Raw genomic sequence first — 22,018 nt, 5'->3', positions numbered from 1 at the left:
TGACTCCTTAATTGGTTGAGAACTCTATTTCTTGCGATAGGCGCGAGCTAACAGGTTTCCCGTCAACCAATTTTGGTTTAAATGTCCATTTAGAGACTGTTTTTCTTGCCGCTCGACCGAGGCCTAAGCGTCGTGGTTGCTCTTTAAGAACTTTGATGTCCTCTACGGCACCACGTGCGTTTACAGTAAACTCTAATAAGACGACCCCTTTTTCTATTCCTGCTTTCGCAGCCTTCCTAGGCATTTGAGGTTGGAATGTCGCTAGAGGTGTTGGACCTCCGCTACCCGCGAGTTGCGCACCTCCACCCTGGCTATAATGTCCAAGCACCGAACCACCTGTAACATTTACGGGTAGGTCAAGCTTTGGCATATCCATTGGGGTCTGCTCCATCACCGGTTTTACTGTCGCTGTCACTTTCATTTCTGGCGGCGGCGGCGGACGCTTAGGCGGTGGTGGCTTTGGAAGTTCGCGTTTTTTCTCCTGTATTTTTTCGTCTGGTTTAATGCGAATAAACTCGACCATACGCAGGTCATCATTCGACACTAACTCGTGGCGCTCTTTGTTTACTAGCTTGTCCATCCCCCAGAACAACCCGAGGGAGACAATGAGCGCCAGTGCAATTGAGGCCAGATACCGCATAAGCTTAATCCTTATTGGTTGCGGCAATGGAGATGCTTTCTACACCTGCCATTTTGATCTGGTCCATAACCTTCACTACTACGCCAGCATTTGCTTCTGTGTCGGCTTGGATAACAACTGCGCCATCAGGGCTTTCTGCACGAAGACGTTCAATATTCGCGCGAACCGCGTCCACTTCGATGCGGCGTTTATCAACCCAAACATCACCCGCCGCACCAACTGCGACCATGATGTTACCTTTTTTCACGGTTTGCGCAGAGCTTGCCGTCGGGCGGTTTACTTCTAGACCAGCTTCTTTTACGAACGATGTTGTTACGATAAAGAAGATCAACATGATGAATACGATGTCGAGCATCGGTGTCATATCGATAGCGGTTTCATCACTGCTATCACTGCTATAGCGTCTTTTCATGACCTATACCTCTAATTCCATTTACTCAGGCAATATGCTTTAGCTTATCTTCCAGCTTTTGCGTTGTGACTTTGGCTAAATGATCAAGACGTGAACTAAAGAACAGTCCTGATAGAGAAGCCACCATCCCGGCTAAAGTTGGGATTGTTGCCTTTGAGATCCCCGAGGCCATTGCTCGAGGGCTTCCTGTTCCTGTTACCGCTAAGATGTCGAATACTTGGATCATGCCAACAACGGTGCCGAGCAAACCCAGTAAGGGACAAAGCGCAATCAACACTTTCACGATTGGCAGGCCCTTTTTATTCTCAATGTCCTGACGAGAAACAATTTCTTGTCGGATCATCTTAGCGTTCCAGCTCTGGTGCTCTGATCGCCCCTGCCATGAGCCAACGGCTTTTTTCATGGCTTTTGGAGCGACGGCAGCAAAATAGAACCAACGTTCTAACAATACTGCCCAAAGCATAAAGCTGAGGATGAAGATGGCGACGAGTACATCGCCACCCATTCCCAAGAAGCGCCTAATTGATTCAAGTTCTCCAACTAACCACCACATAACGCCTCCTTAGCTTTCGGCTTTATGTAGTTTTTCCTGATAGCGAGCGATGAAGCCTGCACTCTGTTCTTCAAGAGTTTGAACCAAACGACGACCTTTACTGTGTACGATGGTGTAAAGGAACAGCAATGGAATTGCGACAACCAGACCTAGCATGGTTGTAACAAGAGCTTCAGAAATACCGCCAGCCATCAGTTTAGGATCGCCAGTACCGAACAGAGTAATGGCTTGGAATGTGCCGATCATACCCATTACCGTACCCAGTAGACCAAGTAGAGGTGCTACAGAAGCAAATAGCTTGATTGAACTGATGAAGCGTTCAATGCTTGGAGCGTTACGTAGAATGATTTCGTCCAGCTTCGCTTCCAGATCTTCAAGGTTGTCACCTTTGTGCTCTTGGTAAGCCTGGATAACTTCACCCAATGGGTTACCAGGAATCACAGTTTCTGATTTCGCTTGCTTACGCATTTTACCGCCAATCACTTGAAGGCGTAGGAAGCAAACTAGAGCAATGATAGCGCCAACTGCACCCATACCAAGGATGACGTAACCTACAATGCCACCTTGATCAATACGTTCTTGAACGGTAGGGCTTTGTACAAGTAGAGACAGAATTACACCACGGGATGGGTCAATAAACAGTGGCTCATAGCTGTTTGACGCTGACTCAAAGCCTGCAACATGACGTGTAATATTGGTGCGAGGCTGTCGAGAGAGTTCTTCGAACTTACCTGTTTGAGGTACATAAGTAACGTACTTACCATCGGCAATCGCGTTAAATTCACCGACAAGAGTAACATCGCGAACCGCTTCTTTACCTTCGCCATAAACAACCGTTGCTTGGGTTGTTGCAGTTTCGCCAGAAGCAACCACTTGTTGGAGAATGGTATGCCAGAAAGCTTCTAGCTCTTGTGTTGACGGCAGTTCTTTACTTTCAGCCAGTTTCGTTAGTAGAGCGTCACGCTCTGGGAACTGAACAGCGTTTTGAGAGGCTGCAAATAAGCCCTTAAACTCTCCCGCATACTGGCGGACCACACCAAACATTTCGCCCAAAGTACCAGAGCGAACACGTAGGGTTTCTGTTAGTTCAGTTAGCTGCTTATCGTTTTCATCAAATGTTGCTTTAAGTTGATCGCCCAGTGCTTGCTGCGCAGCTAACTCTTCGCGAGCTTGTTGCAATAATGCCGCTTGCTTATCGCGATTGTTCTTGAACTCAGCTTCACGGGCTTTGTTCTCTTTTGACTCAACGATGCTTTCTGATTTTACGTTTTTAAGTAGTTCAGATAAGTTTTTAGGCGCTTCTGCTTGTACGCCAGAAACCATAAATAAGCTCGCTAGTAGGCCAGCGGCTAGAGTTTTGAATCCTTTCATCTCTTATTCCTCCCCAGCATATACAGGCAATTTGATTAGCGCTGGTGGCGCTTGCTTCTTCGCGATACGAAGGCCTTGCTGTACCGCTATGCGGTAGCTTTCCGGTAATGTTTCCCATTGACGTGTTTGTTGGTTCCACATACCTGTCTCACCACCGTCTGGAGATTGGAATAAAAGCGCCGTGCGACCAATACGTAGGAAGTCGTAAGTCACGGTTTCCCCATTTCTATCTAGGCTAGCTTTGTAAGATTCAATTGAGCGAGAGAAGCCTTCTTCAATTTGGTAGGCTTCCATCACTTTACGGAATTTCTCAGAAGTTGTTACGTCGGCGCGATCCATGAGACGACGCAGTTCTTGGACACGTTTATTACGTTCTTTTTTCTGGAAAGGCAGATCGAGAGTCACAAACTCATCGAGTGCATCGATCATTTTAAGTGTTAGTGGCACTACTTCTGTTGCCGTTTGATCGATCTGAGCAATTTGGTTATTTAATGAGTCCAATTCACCTTGCTGTGATTGAACCATACGATTAATTTGCTCGTTGTAGACTTTCATGCTGTCGATTTGACGTAGTAAGCCTTTGTATTCTGCCAACATGCCTTCAGTACTTTCGGCATAATTGTCGATTTTTTGTTGCGAAGCTTCTGAAGATTGATTTGCTTTTGCTTGTGTGGAAACGACAGCACCAGAGTTGGCCGCTATAGAGCTACTACTGATAGTAAGCAATGCTGCAGCTATGGCACTGAGACCAAATTCCTTGAATTTCATGGTTGCATCCTTGTCAGTGTTTTAGTCAGTCGAAAAGGGCGCGGAAAACCCGCGCCAAATATTTTTTAGAAGTCGTATGATGCCTCGACGTATAGCTGACGTCCGATTGGATCGTCATACCCAGTTGCATAGAATGGAGAGGTATCGCTTAGAGGATCTGCAGGCGGTACTTTGTCAAACATGTTGATAGCACCAAGAGTTACACGACCACTCTCGTTGAATTGGTAAGAAGCCGTTAGGTTCCACGTTGTCATACTAGCGATTTCTGCTTTGTAACCCGCTTTTTTAGCAGAATCACAGTCATCAAAGTAGTAACGGTTTGCGTAGCTTGAACACATACGGTCGCGGTATTTACCAAATAGGTTGATAGCGACATCTTCATATGCCCAGCCAAGATTTAACGTTGCGGTGTATTCAGGCATGAAATCTCTTTCATCCGTTACAGGCTCGCTGTCGTTTTCTTGATATTCAGCAATCAAGATCTTCGTTACAGCAACACGCGTGTTAAATGAGCCGAACTCATTAGTGTCGTATGCGTATTTGATCGCTAGGTCAATACCAGAACGCTCTTCATACGACTGGTTCACTGGACCATAGGATACCGACTTGATGGTGCCATCTGGGTTACGAATGACTTCAGTACCTGGGTATTTACCTGGATCGTTAATTACGTCTTGGTAAGTTGGTGCTGTTACGACGTCTTCCATCTTGATGTGGTACCAGTCAACAGTTACACCAAGATCATCCACAGGCTCCCACGCTAGGCCCAAGTTAATGTTTGTACTTGTTTCTTCTTTCAGCTCTGAGTTAGGTCCATTAAGCGTATCGAAGTACTGAGTATCACACTCTGGGTACTTGTCTTTATCTTGTGGGCCGCTACCACCAGCGTTGGCACAAAGCACAGGGTCAAAACCAGAACCAAAGCCTCGAGTTTGATCACCAAATAGTCGCTTCAAGTCTGGAGCTCGGAAGCCTAGACCGTAGCTACCACGTAGCAATAGGGTGTCAGTAGGACGGTATGCTAGGGCTACTTTAGGAGTGAATGCGCCACCAGTTGCCGAGTCGTCGAAGTAGTGGTCGTAACGACCAGCGACAGTCATTTCTAAATCTTCAATGATAGGAATAAGAGCTTCAACACCAAGACCAATCTGATCACGGTCACCGCCGCCTGATGTTCCACCTAGGCCAGAGAAACCACCAGCTGCTGTTGTAGCATCAATCGTCTCATTGTAGTCAGTACGGTTCCATTCACCATAAACAGCAAAGCCAGACATACCTGCAGGAAGTTCAACCAAATCACCAGCCAGTGAGCCGTTAACAGAGTAAAGCTTTGAGTAGGCTTCTTTGCTTGAAGTGCCGCTGTATTTGTCTACAACGTCTTGAGAGATAGGCCCTAGAAGATCGACATCACCATTTTGTACAGCTTGGTCGAGAGTTAGGAAGATTGCTGGGTTGCTTGTTTCAACGCTTTGCTCAGAGTAACCAGCGGATAGGTCCCAATCATACGTATCAGCAAGCAGGCCGTTCAAGCCTAAGGTTAAGCCAAAAGAATCGGCTTCAGTGTTACTTTCGCGTGGTCCAAATTCGACCATACGGCGAGTGTATTCGCCTTCGCCGCGGAAGTGAGTGGCATCAACTTCAACGCTATAAGGGTTAGGTTCGAATTCAGATTCTGTAGACTTGTAGCCAAAACGGGCTTCTGCCATGGCAGTGACATTGTCGTTAATGTCCATTTCACCACGTAAAAGTAGGTCTACTTGTTTATTTTCTGGTTTTAATGTTCGGTACGCAGAGCGGTTAACACCACACTTTCCATCCGCTCGTTCAATCGCGGCATCACCAACGACTTCTTTACATGAAGAACCAGCATCAGCTGGTGTTAGAAGTGTTCCGTTGGCGCCTTCAAAGTTTGCACCGTAGCTAGAGTAGCCACTTAGCTGAGAACGGCTAGAACCGTCATCGCCAGCCCAATCATCTCGGTCAGATTGCTTTAGCATTTCGTTGCCCGCAAATTGGCCAACGAAGAGAATACGTTTGTCGTCAAAGTTTTTGCCAGCTACAACGTCTAAACGACCATTTTGGTAACCACCATCCGTCGCGTCACCCGCGCGTACTTTTACAGAAACGCCATCAAAGTCTTTCTTTAAAATGAAGTTTACGACACCACCGATTGCGTCGGAGCCGTAGATAGCAGAACCTGAGTCGGTCATTACTTCAACACGCTCAATAGCGGCGACAGGGATTTGGCCGATATCTTGGAAGTTAGATGTACCATTTTGTGCTAGCGGGTATTGAGGAAGACGACGGCCATCAATAAGAATCAATGTGCGTGACGCGCCAAGGCCACGTAAGTTGACTGACTGCGCTGCTGGTGTAAACGAGAAAGAGTCTGTTTGAGCCATTACACCACCTGTGTTTTGGGTCAAACTGTTCAATACGTCTTGCGCGCTGTTAAAGCCTTTAGACTCAATGTCTTTACTATTAATAACAGTAACTGGTGAAGGACCTTCCATATCCGTCGTGGAGATACGCGAACCAGTAACTTTCATCTTTTGAAGTTTTTCAACTTGCTGCTCTTCTGCCAGTGCTGTTGCTGGGGCTGCAACTGCTGCTGTCCCCAAAGCAAGGCTTATCGCAACAGATAAAGCGGTTGTGTTTTTATACATCCTTGTTGCTCCGATTATTATTATTTCCTATGTCTGGCCGCATAGCGGCCAAATGTGACGTTAATATTTCGTTAACGTTCGGCCAATGTATAACCGAGATGAAAAAAGGAAGTCAAACCAGTGGTAAACGGGGATGCTTAAATGTAAAAAAGATGTAAATAACCAGGCTTCATTTAAAAGGCGGAATAAAAAACCGAATAATGTTTATGAATCGACATTAAATTTCAATAAAACACCGTATTTTGTGTTTCTTATAAACTTTAATGACTTATCTTGCCTATGGTTTTTTAGTGGGTAATTGAATCTGGAAAAAGATATTTTTCCAGTGAATTGTTCTGAGATGAGTTTTATATCGAATCCATACTTTGTTAGCTCGAACTTATTAGGTGGTATCAAAATATGATACCCATTGCGGTTAAAGGGCTCACTCGTATTTTTAGGTCAAATATAACCTTGGATTATGTGTCTATTTATGTGTGTAGGGTGCATTTTTATGTAGGGTTTTGGCTCTAAACAGCCTAGATTGATATTCTGTATGAATTATTTTTGTGGTTTTTTATAATTTTTTACAAAAACATTTCTGTTTTTCGACATCGAAGGAAGTTTGTCATGTTTTGGTTTCAAACACTTGAAGCTGATGTGGATTCAAGATAAATATGACGCTGAAATTATTGCAGTAGTAGAAAAGTCTAGCTCTTGAGGCGCAGGGAGTGTGCTTCAACAGTTTTAGTTACTACGAGATAAATATGCACCATTTTGGGCGGAAAATATCCTCTTTCACTCCGTTTGAACTGGACAGTAGACAAGGAGCAAGTTGTATATGCTGTCGTACTTTTTACGCCGTTTGGCGTTGGTTATCCCAACGTTTCTCGGGATAACTATTCTCATCTTTGCTATCACTCGTTTCGTGCCTGGCGGACCTGTTGAACGCATGTTGTCACAAATGCAGTCTCAGGGAGATGGCGCCGCATCAATGACGTCTGCGGGTGGTAATACGGCCCTTTCTGACGATCAAATCGCGGAGCTGAATGCGTTTTATGGCCTGGATAAACCTGTAACGGAAGCGTACGTCGAGTGGTTAAGTCGTTTGGTAATGCTAGATCTTGGCGAGTCGACGCGTTACTACGAGCCTGTCTCGGACATGATCGCAGAGCGTTTGCCAGTGTCGTTGTTTTATGGCGGCATGACCTTCTTTATTAGTTATTTTATCTCGATTCCTCTTGGTTACTATAAGGCGCTCAAGCACGGTTCTGTGTTTGATTCCGCTTCTTCAGTACTCATTTTCGTAGGCTACGCGCTACCAGGTTATGTGGTGGGTGTATTGCTGATCACGTTATTTAGTTATCACTTGGAATGGTTTCCGATGGGAGGCTTTGTCGGCGATGACTTCGACGATTACGAAACCTTCTTAGAACGCGCTAAAGACATTATGTGGCATGCGGTGTTGCCTTTGATCTGTTACCTCATTGGTGATTTTGCCACGCTGACGATGACAATGAAAAATAACCTGATGGAAAACCTTTCCTCAGATTACATCCGCACCGCAATTGCGAAAGGATTACCTTTCAAAAAAGCAGTTCGTAAGCACGCGTTGCGTAACAGCTTAATTCCAATCGCGAGTCACTTTGGTAACTCTTTGTTGTTCTTCATGACCGGTGCCTTCCTGATTGAAGTTATCTTCAATATTGATGGCATTGGCTTATTGGGTTACGAATCAATCATGGAGCGTGATTACCCTGTTGTTATGGGTATTGTCGCCATTAATGCGTTGTTACTGCTCATTGGTAACATCATTTCAGATATTTGTGTTGCTTTAGTCGACCCACGTGTGAAGTTTGGAGCGTAACATGATTAAAGTTAGTCCATTAACTCAAAAGAAAATTCGTCACTTTAAAGAGATCAAACGAGGCTATTGGTCGTTTGTTGCTCTTTCTATCATGTTGATCCTTTCTCTATTCGCCGAACTTTTGATCAACAGTAAAGCGCTAGTCGTCAAGTACGATGGTAGCTACTATTTTCCTGTTGTCAGTGACGTACGTTTAGGTAGCGAATTCGGCCAAGAGTCATCCAGTGAAGCCGATTATCGCGTACTGCAAAAAGCGTTTGAGGCCGAAGGGGGCGACAACTTTGTTATTTTGCCGCTTGTGCCATGGAACCCATATGAACAAGATTTTAGTGGTGATTTCCCGCCAACAGCACCTAGCGCCGAAAATAAGCATTATTTAGGTACAGATGTGATAGGTCGCGATATTTTGGCGCGACTTGTCTACGGATTCAGAACGGCGATGGGATTTGCGTTGCTTACGATGGCCATTTCCTACGCGATCGGTACTGCAGTCGGTTGTGCTATGGGCTTTTGGGGCGGTAAATTTGACTTGTTTGTACAGCGACTTATCGAAATCTGGTCAATGGTCCCGTTTTTGTACGTCATTATGATTCTTGTCTCAATCGTTCAACCGACGTTCGCTCTCTTTGTCGCTATTAACGTGCTTTTCACTTGGATGGGGATGACTTGGTACATGCGGACCATGACCTATAAAGAAGCGGCACGAGAATATGTAATGGCGGCTCGTGCTTTAGGGGCATCGACCGGACGTATCTTGTTTAATCACATCTTGCCAAATACGATGGTGATGATTGTAACCCTAGCGCCTTTCACTATTGCAGCTAACATCACAGCACTGACTGCTCTCGATTACCTAGGCTTAGGCTTGATGCCACCAACGCCAAGTTGGGGTGAACTACTGCAACAAGGTAAGTCAAACTTAGATTCGCCATGGATTGTTGCGTCAGTAGTGACTTCTATTGTTCTGGTTCTGGTAATGGTGACCTTTATTGGTGAAGCCATTCGAGCGGCTTTCGACCCGAAAAAATTCACACGCTATGTTTAAGCGAGCATTGTGAGCAAAACATAAAAAAGGGAAGTTTTATGAAGAAATTATTTTTAGCGTCCACGCTGAGCGCCCTGAGTTTTGGTGCAATGTCAGCAACGCTTCCGACCGACTTAGACTGGCAAACAAACTGGGATGAGCCTCAATATGGTTCGCCAGAAGCGAAACGTGGAGGGACTTATCGCACCTTTATGTCAAGTTTCCCGCAGACGTTACGTAGTGTTGGCCCAGATGCTAATGCAGGGCTACGTTCTTTTATCTTAGATGAAACACCAGGCTTGGTGGTCCGCCACCCAGATACTTTAGAGTTCATCCCTGAGCTTGCTAACGAGTGGGCGTTAGCAGGTGACAACAAAACGGTCTATTTCAAACTCAACCCTGAAGCCAAATGGTCGGACGGCAAACCTGTGACTGCCGACGATTTCGTGTTCATGCTGAAGTTTTATCGTTCCAAAGATATCTTGGAACCTTGGTACAACGATTACTACAACAAAACGATTGCGGATGTTATCAAGTACGACACTCACACGTTTGCTGTTAAGGCGGCGAAAGAGTTCAATCCGGAAGAATTGCTGTTACGAATGGGGGCTCTGCGCCCACGTCCCGCACATTTTTATGCTAACCCTTCAAAAGATGAAAATGGTGACGGTATACATGACAACTTTGTCCGCTACTACAATTTTAAAAGTGAACCAACGACCAGTGCATACTACCTAGATGACATTAAAAAAGGTAAAAGTGTGACCTTCAAACATGTCGGTGAAGACTGGTGGGGTTACAGCAATAAGTATTATCAACATCGCTATAATGTCGACAAAATCCGCATCACAGTGATTCGCGACAGTGATATCGCGATGAAGCACTTTGAGAAAGGGAAGCTGGATGCATTTGGTCTTGTTTTACCAAGCTTATGGCATGATAAATCGAATACGGAACCTTACCAAAAGGGATACATTCAAAAGTTCTGGGGTTACAACCAATTTCCAGTTGGGGCTGGTGGTGTATGGATGAACACCGCGATGCCTTTGCTGGATGATTTAAACATTCGCAAGGGCATTACTTACGCGATTGACTTTGATGGCATGATAGAGAATGTCATGCGTGGCGACTACTCCCGTAAACCGAACCCGACCGGTTATGGTCATGGTAAATACACCCTACCAGATGCTAAGGCACCGAAGTTTGATCCCGCAAAAGCGGCCGAGGCATTCGAAGCCGCAGGTTTTAACAAAATTGGTTCTGATGGTATTCGTGTTAATGATAAAGGTGAGCGCTTAAGCTTCGAGCTGACCTACGGAACACCTGTTCATACTCCTCGTATTGCATTTTTGCGTGAGCAAGCCAAGCTAGCAGGGCTGGATGTTGAGCTCAAGTTAGTTGATGGCTCATCTATGTTCAAATACGTACGTGAGAAAAAGCACGATTTGGCTTTCTTAGATATGGGTACGTCTGAGATCCCAACGTATTGGGAGTACTTCCATTCAGTCAATGCGAACAAGCCGCAAACTAACTCTTTCACAAACTACAGCACGCCTGAACTGGATGAAAAGATCATCGAGTATCGTTTTGGCATGGATATGGATAAAAAGATCCAGCTAGGTCATGAGATTCAGCGTGACATCATTGATGCTCACGTTATCGTCCCAGGCTACATGGTTCCTTATGTCCGCTATGGTCACTGGCGCTGGTTAAAGTTTCCAGATAAGCCAATGAATCGCATGACAGAGGCGCTGTTCAGTGGTGCAATCATAGGCGATGGCACTTACTGGATTGATAGTGATATCAAAAAAGAAACGAAACAAGCGATGAAGTCAGACAAAGCTTTTGAACCTGTCGTTGTCGTAGATGACACTTATAAGCTGTAAGGATTGGTTATGGAAAACGATGTAATCCTAAGTGTTAAAGATCTCGAAGTTGAATTTACCACCGATGATGGGCCAGTGAAGGTTCTGCATGGTGTGAACTTTGATGTGCGAGCTGGACGTACACTCGGCCTGGTGGGAGAGTCAGGTAGTGGTAAGAGCGTAACCTCAATGTCGATCATGGGGCTATTACCTAAGCCATATGGCAACATCATTAAAGGTGAAGTGAATTATCGCGGCACCAACCTAGTTGATTTGCCTGCGGAAGAGATGTACGCCATGCGTGGCGATCGCATTTCGATCATCTTCCAAGACCCGATGACTGCGCTCAACCCAGTGCACACCATTGGTCGTCAAATATGTGAAGTGCTTGAGCTCCATCGACCTGAGCTCGACAAAAAGGAGCGGGAGGCGTACGCGATTGAGATGCTGGCAAAAGTAAAAATTCCAATGCCAGAGAAGCGATTGAATGAGTATCCCCATAACCTATCTGGTGGTATGCGCCAGCGTGTCATGATCGCGATGGCATTGGCCTGTAAGCCGGATATTCTGATTTGTGATGAACCGACTACAGCGTTGGATGTTACGGTTCAGGCGTCTATCCTTGAACTGATGAACGAGCTTCAGGAAGAAACGGGCATGGCGATGATCTTCATCACTCACGATCTCGGGGTTGTGGCAGAAGTGTGTGATGATGTTGCCGTGATGTATGGCGGACGTATTGTCGAAAAAGCAGAAATTTTTGAGTTGTTTGATAACCCGCAGCACCCATACACAGAGCGTTTGATGGGGTTGATGCCGAGCTTAGATAATGAGCCGAAGCAGATGATCGATATCAAGCCTATTGATGCCAGTATGTTTGCCAGTTAACTGGGCAAAGTGAACCAGTCATAAAAGAGGATGTTATGGCAAAAGAAGTATTAAGAATTGAAAATCTTAAGCAGCACTTTGTTTCTGGTAAAGGGCTGTTCAAGAAAGGCTACACCATCAAAGCGGTAGACGGGGTTTCACTGTCTGTTTCTGAAGGTGAAACACTGGGGCTAGTTGGTGAGTCAGGTTGTGGTAAAAGCACCCTTGGTCGCACGATCTTAAAGTTATACGAGCCAACGGAAGGTAAGATTTTCTTTGAAGGTAAAGACATCACAAAATTGTCTGTGAAAGAGATGCGCTCGCTGCGTAAAGACATGCAAATCGTCTTTCAAGACCCAATGGAGTCACTCAATCAGCGTCATACCATCGGTATGATTCTGGAAGAACCGTTTGTTATTCATAAAATTGGCACGCCAACAGAGCGTAAACAATGGGTAAAAGAGCTTTTAATCAAAGTGGGATTACCAGAAACGGCAGTAAACCGTTATCCACATGAATTTTCAGGCGGACAACGGCAGCGTATCGGTATTGCTCGCGCGATTGCATTGAAGCCTAAACTACTGATTTGTGATGAATCGGTATCTGCGTTAGATGTGTCGGTACAGGCGCAAATCTTGAACCTATTGCTACAACTGCAACAAGAAATGAATTTGGCGATCATATTTATCTCTCATGATCTCTCTGTGGTGAAACATGTCTCTGACAAAGTTGCCGTGATGTATTTTGGTAAAGTGGTAGAAGCAGGCAGCGCTAAAGAAATTTATGCAAACCCGCAAAACGAATACACCAAAAAACTCCTATCTGCTATTCCGATCACTCACCCTAAATATCGGAAGAAAAAGCGCGTAGCTGAAAAAAAGCAGCAAGTGGCGTAAGTGATGCCACAGGTCCTATAACACAAAAACGCTCCGCCAAATAAGCGGAGCGTTTTTATAAGCAAATGCCAGGACTTGGAGTCGATTTACACTGATGTTTATTCTGATTGATTGAAGATCGTTGCATGCTAAACTCAAGGCCTATTTTCTTTGTTTGGATAATGGACCATGCCGTCGAATTTACCGAAATCCTTTAGTCGACCTTTCCTGAGAATCTTCCATATTTTGGAGGCGGTATTATTAGTCTCTATTACCTTGGCGACGTTGTACGCCATGATGCAAGAGTTTGTGCACGTATTTGTAGAGAAGCGTGTCTTACTCACAGATATTCTGTTGATGTTTATCTATCTGGAAGTGCTCGCCATGGTGCAGCAGTTCGTGATGAACGGTAAAATTCCGGTACGCTATCCTATCTACATCGCGATGATGGCGATCGCCCGCTATATCACTCTCGGAATGAAAGAGCTGGATGCAGTTTTGGTTGTGTGGTTATCTCTGGCTGCGTTTATTTTGGCTGCGGCTACTTTGCTGATCAGAATTGGGCACCATTATTGGCCCTACGTTGATAACAGTACCTTGGAAAAAGACGAATAAAAGAAAGCCCCGTATTAGCGGGGCTTTTTTGTTTCAATACTCGATGACTTTTAGATCATTCAATGTTTTGGATCTGCTCACGCATCTGTTCAATTAGAACTTTCAGTTCAACGCCCGATGCGGTGATGTCGGTGCTGATGGATTTCGACGCTAGCGTGTTCGATTCACGGTTGAACTCTTGCATCATGAAATCTAGACGACGACCCACTGCGCCACCTTTTTTCAGAATGTTTGTGGTTTCTTTTACGTGAGAATCAAGACGGTCTAGCTCTTCTGCTACGTCTGATTTCTGTGCCAGAAGGATAAGCTCTTGCTCAACGCGAGATGGGTCTAGCTCTACTTTCGCATCTTCAAATTTAGAGAACAGACGCTCACGTTGCCACTCTAGTATTTCTGGCATGCGTGCGCGCACTTTCACAACTTCTGATGTGATCGCTTCTAGGCGTTGCTCAATCAGCGCCTTCATGTTCTCGCCTTCACGAGCGCGCGCTTCAATAAATTCATCCATTGCGCCATCAAACGCTTCTAGTAGCACTTTATTTACCGCATCCATGTCTTGCTCTGGCGTTTCCATTACCCCCGGCCATTGCATGACTTGAAATGGATTGATTCGGCTCAGTTCACCAGTCATGTGCATGACTTGTTCAGCGGCTTTAATTACCTGGCTAGCAAGCGCTTCATTGATGCTAAGCTCACCTTTTGCGGCAGGGTTTGCTTCAAAACGCAGATTACATTCTACTTTGCCTCGCGCTAAGCGCTTACGAAAGCGCTCACGTAAAACGGGCTCTAACCCGCGAAATTGTTCTGGCATGCGGAAGTATGTTTCTAAATAACGCTGGTTCACGCTGCGGATTTCCCATACCGCAGAGCCCCAATCGCCTTTTACTTCTTTGCGTGCATACGCTGTCATACTGTAAATCATCGAATTTTCCTGTCTTCATTTTTTGAAAATTACTTCAAGAGTGTATCACGCTGCGTCGATAGGTGCGCGGGATGTATGGATTGTTTATGTTGTGCCAGATGCGTAACCTATGAATCCGGAATCTATTCCGTTATAATCTTCGCCCAACCAAATCGTCTTCTCCTCATATTTAAGGTAGATGCCCATGCGTCCAAACGATCGCAAGGCGGATCAAGTTCGCCCTATCAAAATTACTCGTAACTACACAGCTTACGCTGAAGGGTCAGTGCTAGTTGAGTTCGGTAACACCAAAGTGTTGTGTAATGCGACCGTCGAAGAATCTGTGCCACGTTGGCTAAAAGGTCAAGGTAAAGGCTGGGTTACAGCTGAATACGGCATGCTACCTCGAGCAACACATTCTCGTACTCGTCGTGAAGCGGCAAGTGGCAAACAAGGCGGCCGTACGATGGAAATTCAGCGTCTTATCGCGCGAAGCCTACGCGCTGTGGTCGATCTAAAAGCCATGGGTGAGTTCATGATCACCGTTGACTGTGACGTTATCCAAGCAGACGGCGGCACTCGCACTGCATCTATCAGCGGCGCAAGTGTTGCAATGGCCGATGCATTCCAACACCTAGTGGATAGCGGCAAGCTAAAAGCGAATCCAATGAAAGGCCACGTAGCGGCAGTTTCTGTCGGCTTACTAGGCGACGAAGTATTGTGTGATCTTGAATACGTTGAAGATTCAGCGGCAGACACAGACATGAATGTGGTAATGACCGAAGAAGGCAAGATGATTGAAATTCAGGGCACCGCAGAAGGTGAACCGTTCAGTCACGAACAGCTGATGGCATTGCTCGAGTCGGCGAAAGTCGGCATTACGGAAATTGTCGCAGCGCAGAAGGCGGCGTTAGCCAATTGATTTAGATAGCTCCCATTATGGGGGCTATTTTTTTATCTCGACAATAGAGAAATGAATGATTGTCGAGAAGAGACACAAGAAACCAAGGACATAGAGAGAAAATAATGAAAGCATACCAGCGTGAATTTATTGAGTTTGCACTTGAGAAAGAAGTTCTTAAGTTTGGTGAGTTTACTTTGAAATCTGGCCGTAAAAGCCCTTACTTCTTTAACGCTGGTCTTTTCAATACTGGTCGTGACCTAGCGCGTCTTGGTCGTTTTTACGCAGCTGCGCTCGCTGATTCAGGCATTGAGTTTGATGTGCTGTTTGGCCCGGCGTACAAAGGTATCCCAATCGCGACGACAACAGCGGTCGCGCTGGCGGATCACCACGATATCGACACGCCTTACTGCTTCAACCGTAAAGAAGCGAAAGATCACGGCGAAGGCGGTAACCTTGTAGGCTCTGCGCTTGAAGGTCGCATCATGCTAGTGGATGACGTAATCACAGCAGGTACTGCGATTCGTGAATCGATGGAAATCATTCAAGCAAATGGCGCAGACCTTGCTGGTGTGTTGGTTGCGATTGACCGCCAAGAAAAAGGCAAAGGTGAGTTGTCTGCGATCCAAGAAGTGGAGCGTGATTTTGGTTGTGCAATCATCTCAATCGTTAGCCTGACTGACCTTGTGACTTTCCTTGAAGAGAAAGGCACAGACAAAGAGCATCTAGAAGCAGTCAAAGCGTACCGCGCAGAATACGGCATTTAATTGGTTACTTTTTCTGAAAAAGTAAAAAGGGCAGATGGATATTCATCTGCCCTTTTTTGTTTTTGGATTTATCGCCGTGACCACTTACTTATAGCGAATGCCTTTCTCGACATGCTCATCTTGCATCGTTTTATAGCGTTTATGGAGCCACATCCATTGCTCTGGAGCGCGTAGAATGACTTCTTCCACATACTTGTTCATATAAGCGGCAGCGGCGACTTCGTCTTTTTGTGGATAATCGGCTTCAATGCACTTATCGGCGATGATGTCGTATTTTCCTTCGTCATTGCGAAACCCTGAGCCTGGGATGATCGCACATTTTGAGGTATACGCCAGAATGCTCGTGCCTGTTGTCGTACACGCATCGTCTACGGCAAAGAAGGGCACAAATACTGATTTTTTGCGACCGTAATCGTGATCCGGCAAATAGAACAGACGCTCACCGCTGCGTAAAACACGAATCATCTTTTTTACATCTTTACGATCAATCAGTTTATTGCCGTTATGTGTCCGTCCCCAATACTGGATAAAGTTATAAGCAGGATTATTATGCGGACGAAACGCGCCGTACCCGGCCACGCCTAACACGGCGAAAGCACGCGCAGTGATCTCTAGATTTAGAGCATGGACACAACAAAGTAGGACGCCTTTACCTTCTTTGGCTTTTTCACGCAGTGCGCCGAGATCTTTCTCGACGATCAGGTTTTTAAAGCGCCAAGTCGGCCAGAACCAAGTGATTCCGGTTTCTATCAGTGCCATACCGGTATTTTTGAAGTTCTCTTCAACAATATGTTGAATCTCTTCAGGTGTTTTGTCTGGAAAGGCCAATTCTAAGTTACGCTGAGCAACGTGGACACGCTTTTTACCGTAGCGCATGCCAAGTTTACCGAGTGAACGACCTAATGAAAGCAGCAGCCGATAAGGAAGAATATTGACGAGGATGGCCAACAGACCAAAACCAAGCCATACGCCCCAGTTACGAGGGTGAAGAAGTGAAAGAGAAAACTCGGGCTGCGTGTATTTGTCTTTACTCATAGTCTTTTACTTTATTTGTGCACTCAAAAGCGCCCAGTACTCGTCAAAGTTTGCAGTCGGCTGGTATTTAAAGTCGCTACGCACAAAGCGGTTTAGGCTCCCCTCAACTTGTCCCAGAATTTGCGCGGCTAGGATGCGCTCTTCGACAGGGAAGGACTTCCCTTCACGAATCTTACGTTCACGCAGGATTTGGCGCAATTGTGTTTCTATACGCTCAAAGAGTTGATTGATGCGTTCACGTAGGCGTTCATTTTCAAACATTAGAGCATGACCCGACAAAATGCGTGTCAGACCTGGGTTACGTTCAGAGAACGCCAAAATAAGGTGCATCACCATACGAATACGCTCTAGTGTATCTTTTTCGTCGTCTAGAATACGGTTGATACGTGTCATCAAGGCTTCTTCAATGAATTCAATCAACCCTTCGAACATGCGCGCTTTACTTGGGAAATGACGATACAGCGCGGCTTCTGAAACGCCGACTTGCTTGGCCAGTTTTGCCGTAGTAATGCGTGAAGCGCCATCTGTTGATTCAAGCATTTCTGCCAATGCTTGTAAGATCTCTTCACGACGGTTGGATTTTTTACTGCCGGCCATTAGTTACTTCCTTTCAAAATACAAAGTTGAGCGGAGGGGATTATAAGACGCTATTTCGCCTCAAACTAGACCACTAAGGGTGGAATGGGAGATTTAACACCCTTAGTTGTCATTTTTGTACCAAATTTATGCCAGCTTTTGTAAAAAATTGGCAGGGTTTTCAAACGTTAGTTACATCAATTGATGCATTTTTTCGAGAATTTTAAAGCTCAATGCTTCTTTTGATTCTAAAGCGAGCGTAAGTTCACCTTCAGGCCAGTAAAGGGTAATTGCGTTGTCGTTGCTATTAAATCCTTGCCCTGCAACCGAAACGTCGTTTGCACAGATCATATCGAGGTTTTTCTTTGTTAACTTGCCTCGAGCATAGGTCTCTACATCATTGGTTTCAGCCGCAAAACCGACGGTAAACGGACGCTTCTCCGTCATTGCTGCCACAGATGCAACAATATCAGGATTTTTAACCATATTAATGACCATTTCGTCGTTGTCTTCTGTCTTTTTCAACTTTTGAGACGCGATCGTTTGTGGGCGGTAGTCGGCAACGGCAGCGCAGCTAATAAAGGCATCATGCTGGTTTGCATGTGTCATAACGGCTTCGTGCATCTCTTGGGCACTGGAAACATTTATGCGCTCAACACCTGCGGGCGTATTTAAACTGACAGGACCGCTCACGAGGGTGACTTTTGCTCCCATCTGCGCTGCGGCGCTCGCCAATGCATAGCCCATTTTCCCGGAGCTATGGTTAGTAATGTAACGCACTGGATCAATCGCTTCGCGAGTTGGTCCGGCGGTAATGAGTATCGACTTACCTTCTAACAATTTTGGTTGAAAGAACTGTTCACATAGATGTACTAGCTGCATTGGTTCCAGCATTCGACCTAGTCCCACATCACCACAGGCTTGCTCTCCTGCCGCAGGGCCCCAGATGTGCATACCACGACGCGCTAACGTAGCGATGTTCTCTTGGGTTGCGATATTGCGATACATCTGTTGATTCATCGCAGGAGAAACAGCAACAGGGGAATCCGTCGCGAGCACGAGCGTAGTAAGTAAATCGTTCCCCATGCCTGCGGACATGCGCGCGATTAAGTCCGCGGTCGCTGGCGCTAATAGCACTAAATCTGCCCATTTGGCCAATTCAATATGGCCCATAGAGGCTTCCGCTGCTGGGTCTAGTAAACTGTCCGAGACAGGACGGCCCGAAACGGCTTGCATGGTTAAAGGGGTAATGAACTCTTTTGCGGCTTTCGTCATTACAACTTGAACTTGCGCTCCTCTCTCTATGAGGCGACGGGTTAGCTCCGCACATTTATACGCGGCAATACCGCCACTGATGCCGAGTAGAATTTTCTTTCCTGCTAGTGTTTGCATGTGAGATCTCCAATTTGATGACCGGATTTTAACACAATTCAAAGTCTGACCGCCCGAGCATATATAACGAGAAGATAATTCACATCAAACTCCAGAGTATTAATCTGACCGAGGAAGGGAAAATTCTCGCCTACCTCACAGACAAGTTGCGCGGAGTTTGCAAGTCTGAAAAGAAAAAGAGGTAGTGGAAACCATGGTGTTGAAAAGTCGAAACAAATTGCTGCTGATAACCCTAATTCCGCTGTTGTTGATCACTACGTTGATCTCAGTGGTGTATTACATCAACAGCAGTAAAAGTTTGGAAGCGGAGCTGGCAAGAGACAGGCAAGAGCTCATCGAAACGAAAAAGAAAGAGTTACAAGCCTACATGATGATGGGCGTGACGGCGATAAAACCGTTATACGACGCGGATGTAAATGGAAGTAATAAAGAGGCAGCAAAAGAAATTTTGAAAGCCATGCGCTTTGAAAGCGATGGCTACTTTTTTGCCTACGACTCTCAAGGTGTGAATACGTTGCACGCCATCAAACCTGCATTAGAGGGTAAAAACCTTTACGACTTAAAAGATGAAAATGGGGTCGCAGTTATTGCGGGCTTGATTGACGCTTCTCAAAAAGGGGATGGGTTCCTCTATTTCTCGTGGCACAAACCGACCATTGACGCACAAGCGCCTAAGTTGGGCTATGCAGAATATCTATCGAAATGGGACTGGGTTTTAGGTACTGGCGTTTATATTGATGACATCGACCAGCAAGTTGCGATGCACCGAGAGTTAAAGACTCAAGAGCTAAAAGAGCATACATTATCTGCCGTGTTGATTTCCGTTATTGGATTGATCATTACCAGTGTTCTCACCAGTATCGTGGTGTCTAAAGGCATTCAGCCATTACAACATGTCGCGGCTTCATTAAAAGATGTTGCCGCAGGCGGCGGTGACTTAACGGCTCGTTTAAAAGTCGAAAGTCAGGATGAAGTCGGTGAAGTGGCAGCGGCGTTTAATGAGTTTATGGATAAGCTGCACCCACTGATGCAGGATATCCACCGCTCTGCGACGACAGTACAAACCGTTTCCCAAAGCCTGAACACTCAGACCAGCCAAGCGAGCGGCCAAATGCAGGACCACTGTTTAGAGACGGACAAAGTCGTGACTGCGGTGACACAAATGAGCATGACTGCCAAAGAAGTAGCCAGCAATACTAATGCGACCGCGCAGGCAATTGACGATGCCAACAGTCAAGTCACCGCCGCTCAGCATGAGGTCGAGCAAGCAATAGAAGGCATTACCGAACTCGTGACGGAGATAGACAGCACGTCAGATGCAATTTCTGAGTTGAGTTTACAGACCGAAAAAATAACCAAAGTGCTGGATGTGATTGGCGAGATAGCCGAGCAAACGAATTTGTTGGCCCTAAATGCGGCGATTGAAGCGGCTAGAGCCGGTGAGCAAGGTCGAGGGTTTGCCGTCGTTGCGGATGAAGTGCGCTCGTTAGCCAGTCGTACGCAAAATAGTACTCATGAAATTGGCGACATGCTCAAGCAGCTACAAAATGGTGTATCAAGAGCGGTCAGTACGATGTCGGTGAGCCAAAAACGAGGTGTCAAAACGGCGGAAGAATCTGCGCTCATTCAGCAATCTCTTTCTGGTGTTCATCATTCTATCGGAACAATTCGAGATATGGGTATTCAAACCGCGTCTGCCGCAGAAGAACAAAGCGCGGTTGCAGAAGACATCAACCAAAACTTAGTGGCTATTCAACAGATCGTGAACAACATTAATGAGACGTTGCAGCATGCCGAGTCAATCAGCACGCAGCTATCACAGTCTGGAACAGAAATTCACGGCTTGGTTGGCAACTTTAAACTCTGATGAACTGTTAAGTTGCATGGAAAACACTGATAGTACGAAGAAAGCGAAAGTCATACTCGACTTTCGCTTTTTGTTTTGTGGAATAGGGACACTTTCCATATAAAGAGACATCAGATGATACTGAAAGCTTTGCCAAATGAGTCCATGCCCAGAGAGAAGCTACTGCAACGAGGGCCGCAAGCTTTGACCGATGCTGAGCTACTGGCCATCTTCTTGCGCACAGGCACCCGCGGAATGAACGTGATTGAGCTCGCAGACTTCCTTATTCAAGACTTTGGTTCGCTCAGACAACTATTTTCAGCATCAGAAGAAGAGTTTTGTCGTCACAAAGGATTAGGGCAAGCCAAGTATGTTCAGTTGCAAGCGGTACTAGAAATGACACAACGTTACTTGGCGGAGACGCTAAAGCGTGGTGATGCCTTAACCAGCCCCGACCAAACTAAATTATATCTGTCTTCTATTTTAAGGGATCGGCAAAGAGAGGCTTTTTATATTCTTTTTCTCGATAACCAGCACCGAGTGATAAAAGATGAAATTTTATTTGAAGGAACGTTGGATGCAGCGTCGGTGTATCCGAGAGAAGTTGTTAAGCGTGCTCTGCATCATAACGCGGCGGCTTTGATTTTGGCGCACAATCATCCTTCAGGCGTCGCTGAGCCGAGCCAAGCTGACAGAAGGATTACAAGGCGTCTCACCGACGCATTAGCATTGGTGGATATTCGTATTTTGGACCATTTCGTCATCGGAGATGGGGAAAGTGTCTCTTTTGCTGAAAGAGGCTGGATATAACTGTGCGTTTTTTAGGTTGTTAGTTGCTAAAAATCTGCTATCATCCACGCCACTAAATTTTTAACTGAATTCAGCTTGGACTGCTAAAAAAATCTGCTGTCTAAAAAAAGATCACGAAAACCTGTAAAAAGGATCTGTTCGGGTCTTGAGCAATGCATATCAAGTTAGTATAATGCGCGACCTTTGATAGCCTTGTATGGATTTTCCATAGCGGTTCTTAACCTCTAACTTCTTTTCGAGAGATAGAGAGGTTCGGCCACCAAGGTTGATATCGAGCTGAAACGATTT

General features: G+C 45.7%; 20 protein-coding genes. 10 read left to right on the top strand and 10 right to left on the bottom strand.

Translation table 11 applies throughout. The annotated features are described in order from the left end of the window. Nucleotides 1-7: 7 nt before the first annotated feature. The 6 genes from R7P67_RS14575 to R7P67_RS14550 form a co-directional block, all read right to left on the bottom strand. Nucleotides 8-640, bottom strand: a complete 633-nt coding sequence (locus tag R7P67_RS14575; protein ID WP_005379353.1) for an energy transducer TonB — start codon at nucleotides 638-640, stop codon at nucleotides 8-10. Nucleotides 641-644: 4 nt separating this feature from the next. Further along, entirely contained in the window at nucleotides 645-1,052 is a 408-nt protein-coding gene (locus R7P67_RS14570) for an ExbD/TolR family protein (protein WP_005379359.1), read from the bottom strand. Between the two features lie 25 nt (nucleotides 1,053-1,077). After that, a complete protein-coding gene (locus tag R7P67_RS14565; RefSeq protein ID WP_005379363.1) occupies nucleotides 1,078-1,605 on the bottom strand; it encodes a MotA/TolQ/ExbB proton channel family protein in 528 nt (175 codons plus the stop codon). A gap of 9 nt (nucleotides 1,606-1,614) precedes the next feature. Beyond that, nucleotides 1,615-2,976, bottom strand: a complete 1,362-nt coding sequence (locus R7P67_RS14560) for a MotA/TolQ/ExbB proton channel family protein (RefSeq protein WP_065275018.1) — start codon at nucleotides 2,974-2,976, stop codon at nucleotides 1,615-1,617. 3 nt (nucleotides 2,977-2,979) lie between these two features. After that, the gene (locus tag R7P67_RS14555; RefSeq protein WP_005379365.1) at nucleotides 2,980-3,744 is read right to left on the bottom strand and encodes a DUF3450 domain-containing protein; all 765 of its coding nucleotides are present in this window, start codon (nucleotides 3,742-3,744) and stop codon (nucleotides 2,980-2,982) included. Between the two features lie 65 nt (nucleotides 3,745-3,809). Continuing rightward, nucleotides 3,810-6,410, bottom strand: coding sequence for a TonB-dependent receptor plug domain-containing protein (locus R7P67_RS14550; RefSeq protein ID WP_151514500.1), 2,601 nt, complete (start codon nucleotides 6,408-6,410; stop codon nucleotides 3,810-3,812). Nucleotides 6,411-7,230: 820 nt separating this feature from the next. Here R7P67_RS14550 and R7P67_RS14545 point away from each other — a divergent pair. The 6 genes from R7P67_RS14545 to R7P67_RS14520 all read left to right on the top strand — a co-directional run bounded on the left by R7P67_RS14545 (nucleotide 7,231) and on the right by R7P67_RS14520 (nucleotide 13,502). Then, on the top strand, nucleotides 7,231-8,256 hold the full coding sequence (locus tag R7P67_RS14545; protein WP_137281642.1) for an ABC transporter permease subunit: 1,026 nt from the start codon (nucleotides 7,231-7,233) through the stop codon (nucleotides 8,254-8,256). Between the two features lies 1 nt (nucleotide 8,257). Continuing rightward, nucleotides 8,258-9,301, top strand: coding sequence for an ABC transporter permease (locus tag R7P67_RS14540; RefSeq protein ID WP_005379369.1), 1,044 nt, complete (start codon nucleotides 8,258-8,260; stop codon nucleotides 9,299-9,301). A 38-nt stretch (nucleotides 9,302-9,339) separates the two neighbouring features. Next, a complete protein-coding gene (locus R7P67_RS14535; protein ID WP_262652850.1) occupies nucleotides 9,340-11,166 on the top strand; it encodes an extracellular solute-binding protein in 1,827 nt (608 codons plus the stop codon). Between the two features lie 9 nt (nucleotides 11,167-11,175). After that, complete coding sequence (locus R7P67_RS14530; protein ID WP_080960121.1) at nucleotides 11,176-12,033, top strand: ABC transporter ATP-binding protein; 858 nt, start codon at nucleotides 11,176-11,178, stop codon at nucleotides 12,031-12,033. Between the two features lie 35 nt (nucleotides 12,034-12,068). Beyond that, complete coding sequence (locus tag R7P67_RS14525; protein WP_005379372.1) at nucleotides 12,069-12,908, top strand: ABC transporter ATP-binding protein; 840 nt, start codon at nucleotides 12,069-12,071, stop codon at nucleotides 12,906-12,908. A gap of 168 nt (nucleotides 12,909-13,076) precedes the next feature. Next, nucleotides 13,077-13,502, top strand: coding sequence for a phosphate-starvation-inducible protein PsiE (locus R7P67_RS14520; RefSeq protein ID WP_136976541.1), 426 nt, complete (start codon nucleotides 13,077-13,079; stop codon nucleotides 13,500-13,502). Nucleotides 13,503-13,557: 55 nt separating this feature from the next. Here the strand turns inward: R7P67_RS14520 and R7P67_RS14515 are convergent, their stop codons facing one another. Continuing rightward, on the bottom strand, nucleotides 13,558-14,424 hold the full coding sequence (locus R7P67_RS14515; RefSeq protein WP_005384776.1) for a YicC/YloC family endoribonuclease: 867 nt from the start codon (nucleotides 14,422-14,424) through the stop codon (nucleotides 13,558-13,560). A gap of 184 nt (nucleotides 14,425-14,608) precedes the next feature. On the opposite strand from R7P67_RS14515, the gene rph reads away from it, so the two are divergent. Together rph and pyrE are read left to right on the top strand one after the other, a co-directional pair. After that, nucleotides 14,609-15,325: a ribonuclease PH gene (gene rph, locus R7P67_RS14510; protein ID WP_031780917.1), complete on the top strand. Its 717-nt coding sequence runs from the start codon at nucleotides 14,609-14,611 to the stop codon at nucleotides 15,323-15,325. Between the two features lie 104 nt (nucleotides 15,326-15,429). Next, the gene (gene pyrE / locus R7P67_RS14505; RefSeq protein WP_005379384.1) at nucleotides 15,430-16,071 is read left to right on the top strand and encodes an orotate phosphoribosyltransferase; all 642 of its coding nucleotides are present in this window, start codon (nucleotides 15,430-15,432) and stop codon (nucleotides 16,069-16,071) included. An 84-nt stretch (nucleotides 16,072-16,155) separates the two neighbouring features. Here the strand turns inward: pyrE and R7P67_RS14500 are convergent, their stop codons facing one another. From R7P67_RS14500 to coaBC, 3 genes are all read right to left on the bottom strand, one after another. Continuing rightward, on the bottom strand, nucleotides 16,156-17,106 hold the full coding sequence (locus R7P67_RS14500; protein ID WP_033905948.1) for a Kdo(2)-lipid IV(A) acyltransferase: 951 nt from the start codon (nucleotides 17,104-17,106) through the stop codon (nucleotides 16,156-16,158). A gap of 6 nt (nucleotides 17,107-17,112) precedes the next feature. After that, entirely contained in the window at nucleotides 17,113-17,703 is a 591-nt protein-coding gene (gene slmA, locus R7P67_RS14495) for a nucleoid occlusion factor SlmA (RefSeq protein ID WP_005379386.1), read from the bottom strand. 171 nt (nucleotides 17,704-17,874) lie between these two features. Then, nucleotides 17,875-19,074, bottom strand: coding sequence for a bifunctional phosphopantothenoylcysteine decarboxylase/phosphopantothenate--cysteine ligase CoaBC (coaBC, locus tag R7P67_RS14490; protein WP_262637890.1), 1,200 nt, complete (start codon nucleotides 19,072-19,074; stop codon nucleotides 17,875-17,877). Nucleotides 19,075-19,267: 193 nt separating this feature from the next. On the opposite strand from coaBC, the gene R7P67_RS14485 reads away from it, so the two are divergent. Both R7P67_RS14485 and radC read left to right on the top strand, forming a co-directional pair. Beyond that, a complete protein-coding gene (locus R7P67_RS14485; protein WP_017820706.1) occupies nucleotides 19,268-20,941 on the top strand; it encodes a methyl-accepting chemotaxis protein in 1,674 nt (557 codons plus the stop codon). Nucleotides 20,942-21,055: 114 nt separating this feature from the next. Continuing rightward, nucleotides 21,056-21,730 (top strand): RadC family protein, encoded by a 675-nt coding sequence (gene radC, locus R7P67_RS14480; protein ID WP_025768320.1) that lies wholly within the window; start codon nucleotides 21,056-21,058, stop codon nucleotides 21,728-21,730. Nucleotides 21,731-22,018: the final 288 nt, after the last annotated feature.

The sequence above is a fragment of the Vibrio sp. Vb0937 genome (assembly GCF_033338855.1).
The sequence above is the reverse complement of the archived record's forward strand: the minus strand, read 5'-3'. Positions and strand labels throughout refer to the sequence as shown.

Bases quoted from the DNA above. Each gene is read 5' to 3' on its own strand.
- R7P67_RS14515 (WP_005384776.1), bottom strand. From the start codon at position 14,424: ATGATTTACAGTATGACAGCGTATGCACGCAAAGAAGTAAAAGGCGAT.
- R7P67_RS14540 (WP_005379369.1), top strand. From the start codon at position 8,258: ATGATTAAAGTTAGTCCATTAACTCAAAAGAAAATTCGTCACTTTAAA.
- R7P67_RS14530 (WP_080960121.1), top strand. From the start codon at position 11,176: ATGGAAAACGATGTAATCCTAAGTGTTAAAGATCTCGAAGTTGAATTT.
- R7P67_RS14565 (WP_005379363.1), bottom strand. From the start codon at position 1,605: ATGTGGTGGTTAGTTGGAGAACTTGAATCAATTAGGCGCTTCTTGGGA.
- R7P67_RS14545 (WP_137281642.1), top strand. From the start codon at position 7,231: ATGCTGTCGTACTTTTTACGCCGTTTGGCGTTGGTTATCCCAACGTTT.
- R7P67_RS14500 (WP_033905948.1), bottom strand. From the start codon at position 17,106: ATGAGTAAAGACAAATACACGCAGCCCGAGTTTTCTCTTTCACTTCTT.
- R7P67_RS14525 (WP_005379372.1), top strand. From the start codon at position 12,069: ATGGCAAAAGAAGTATTAAGAATTGAAAATCTTAAGCAGCACTTTGTT.
- R7P67_RS14570 (WP_005379359.1), bottom strand. From the start codon at position 1,052: ATGAAAAGACGCTATAGCAGTGATAGCAGTGATGAAACCGCTATCGAT.
- R7P67_RS14520 (WP_136976541.1), top strand. From the start codon at position 13,077: ATGCCGTCGAATTTACCGAAATCCTTTAGTCGACCTTTCCTGAGAATC.
- R7P67_RS14535 (WP_262652850.1), top strand. From the start codon at position 9,340: ATGAAGAAATTATTTTTAGCGTCCACGCTGAGCGCCCTGAGTTTTGGT.
- R7P67_RS14560 (WP_065275018.1), bottom strand. From the start codon at position 2,976: ATGAAAGGATTCAAAACTCTAGCCGCTGGCCTACTAGCGAGCTTATTT.
- pyrE (WP_005379384.1), top strand. From the start codon at position 15,430: ATGAAAGCATACCAGCGTGAATTTATTGAGTTTGCACTTGAGAAAGAA.
- coaBC (WP_262637890.1), bottom strand. From the start codon at position 19,074: ATGCAAACACTAGCAGGAAAGAAAATTCTACTCGGCATCAGTGGCGGT.
- slmA (WP_005379386.1), bottom strand. From the start codon at position 17,703: ATGGCCGGCAGTAAAAAATCCAACCGTCGTGAAGAGATCTTACAAGCA.
- R7P67_RS14575 (WP_005379353.1), bottom strand. From the start codon at position 640: ATGCGGTATCTGGCCTCAATTGCACTGGCGCTCATTGTCTCCCTCGGG.
- R7P67_RS14550 (WP_151514500.1), bottom strand. From the start codon at position 6,410: ATGTATAAAAACACAACCGCTTTATCTGTTGCGATAAGCCTTGCTTTG.
- R7P67_RS14485 (WP_017820706.1), top strand. From the start codon at position 19,268: ATGGTGTTGAAAAGTCGAAACAAATTGCTGCTGATAACCCTAATTCCG.
- R7P67_RS14555 (WP_005379365.1), bottom strand. From the start codon at position 3,744: ATGAAATTCAAGGAATTTGGTCTCAGTGCCATAGCTGCAGCATTGCTT.
- radC (WP_025768320.1), top strand. From the start codon at position 21,056: ATGATACTGAAAGCTTTGCCAAATGAGTCCATGCCCAGAGAGAAGCTA.
- rph (WP_031780917.1), top strand. From the start codon at position 14,609: ATGCGTCCAAACGATCGCAAGGCGGATCAAGTTCGCCCTATCAAAATT.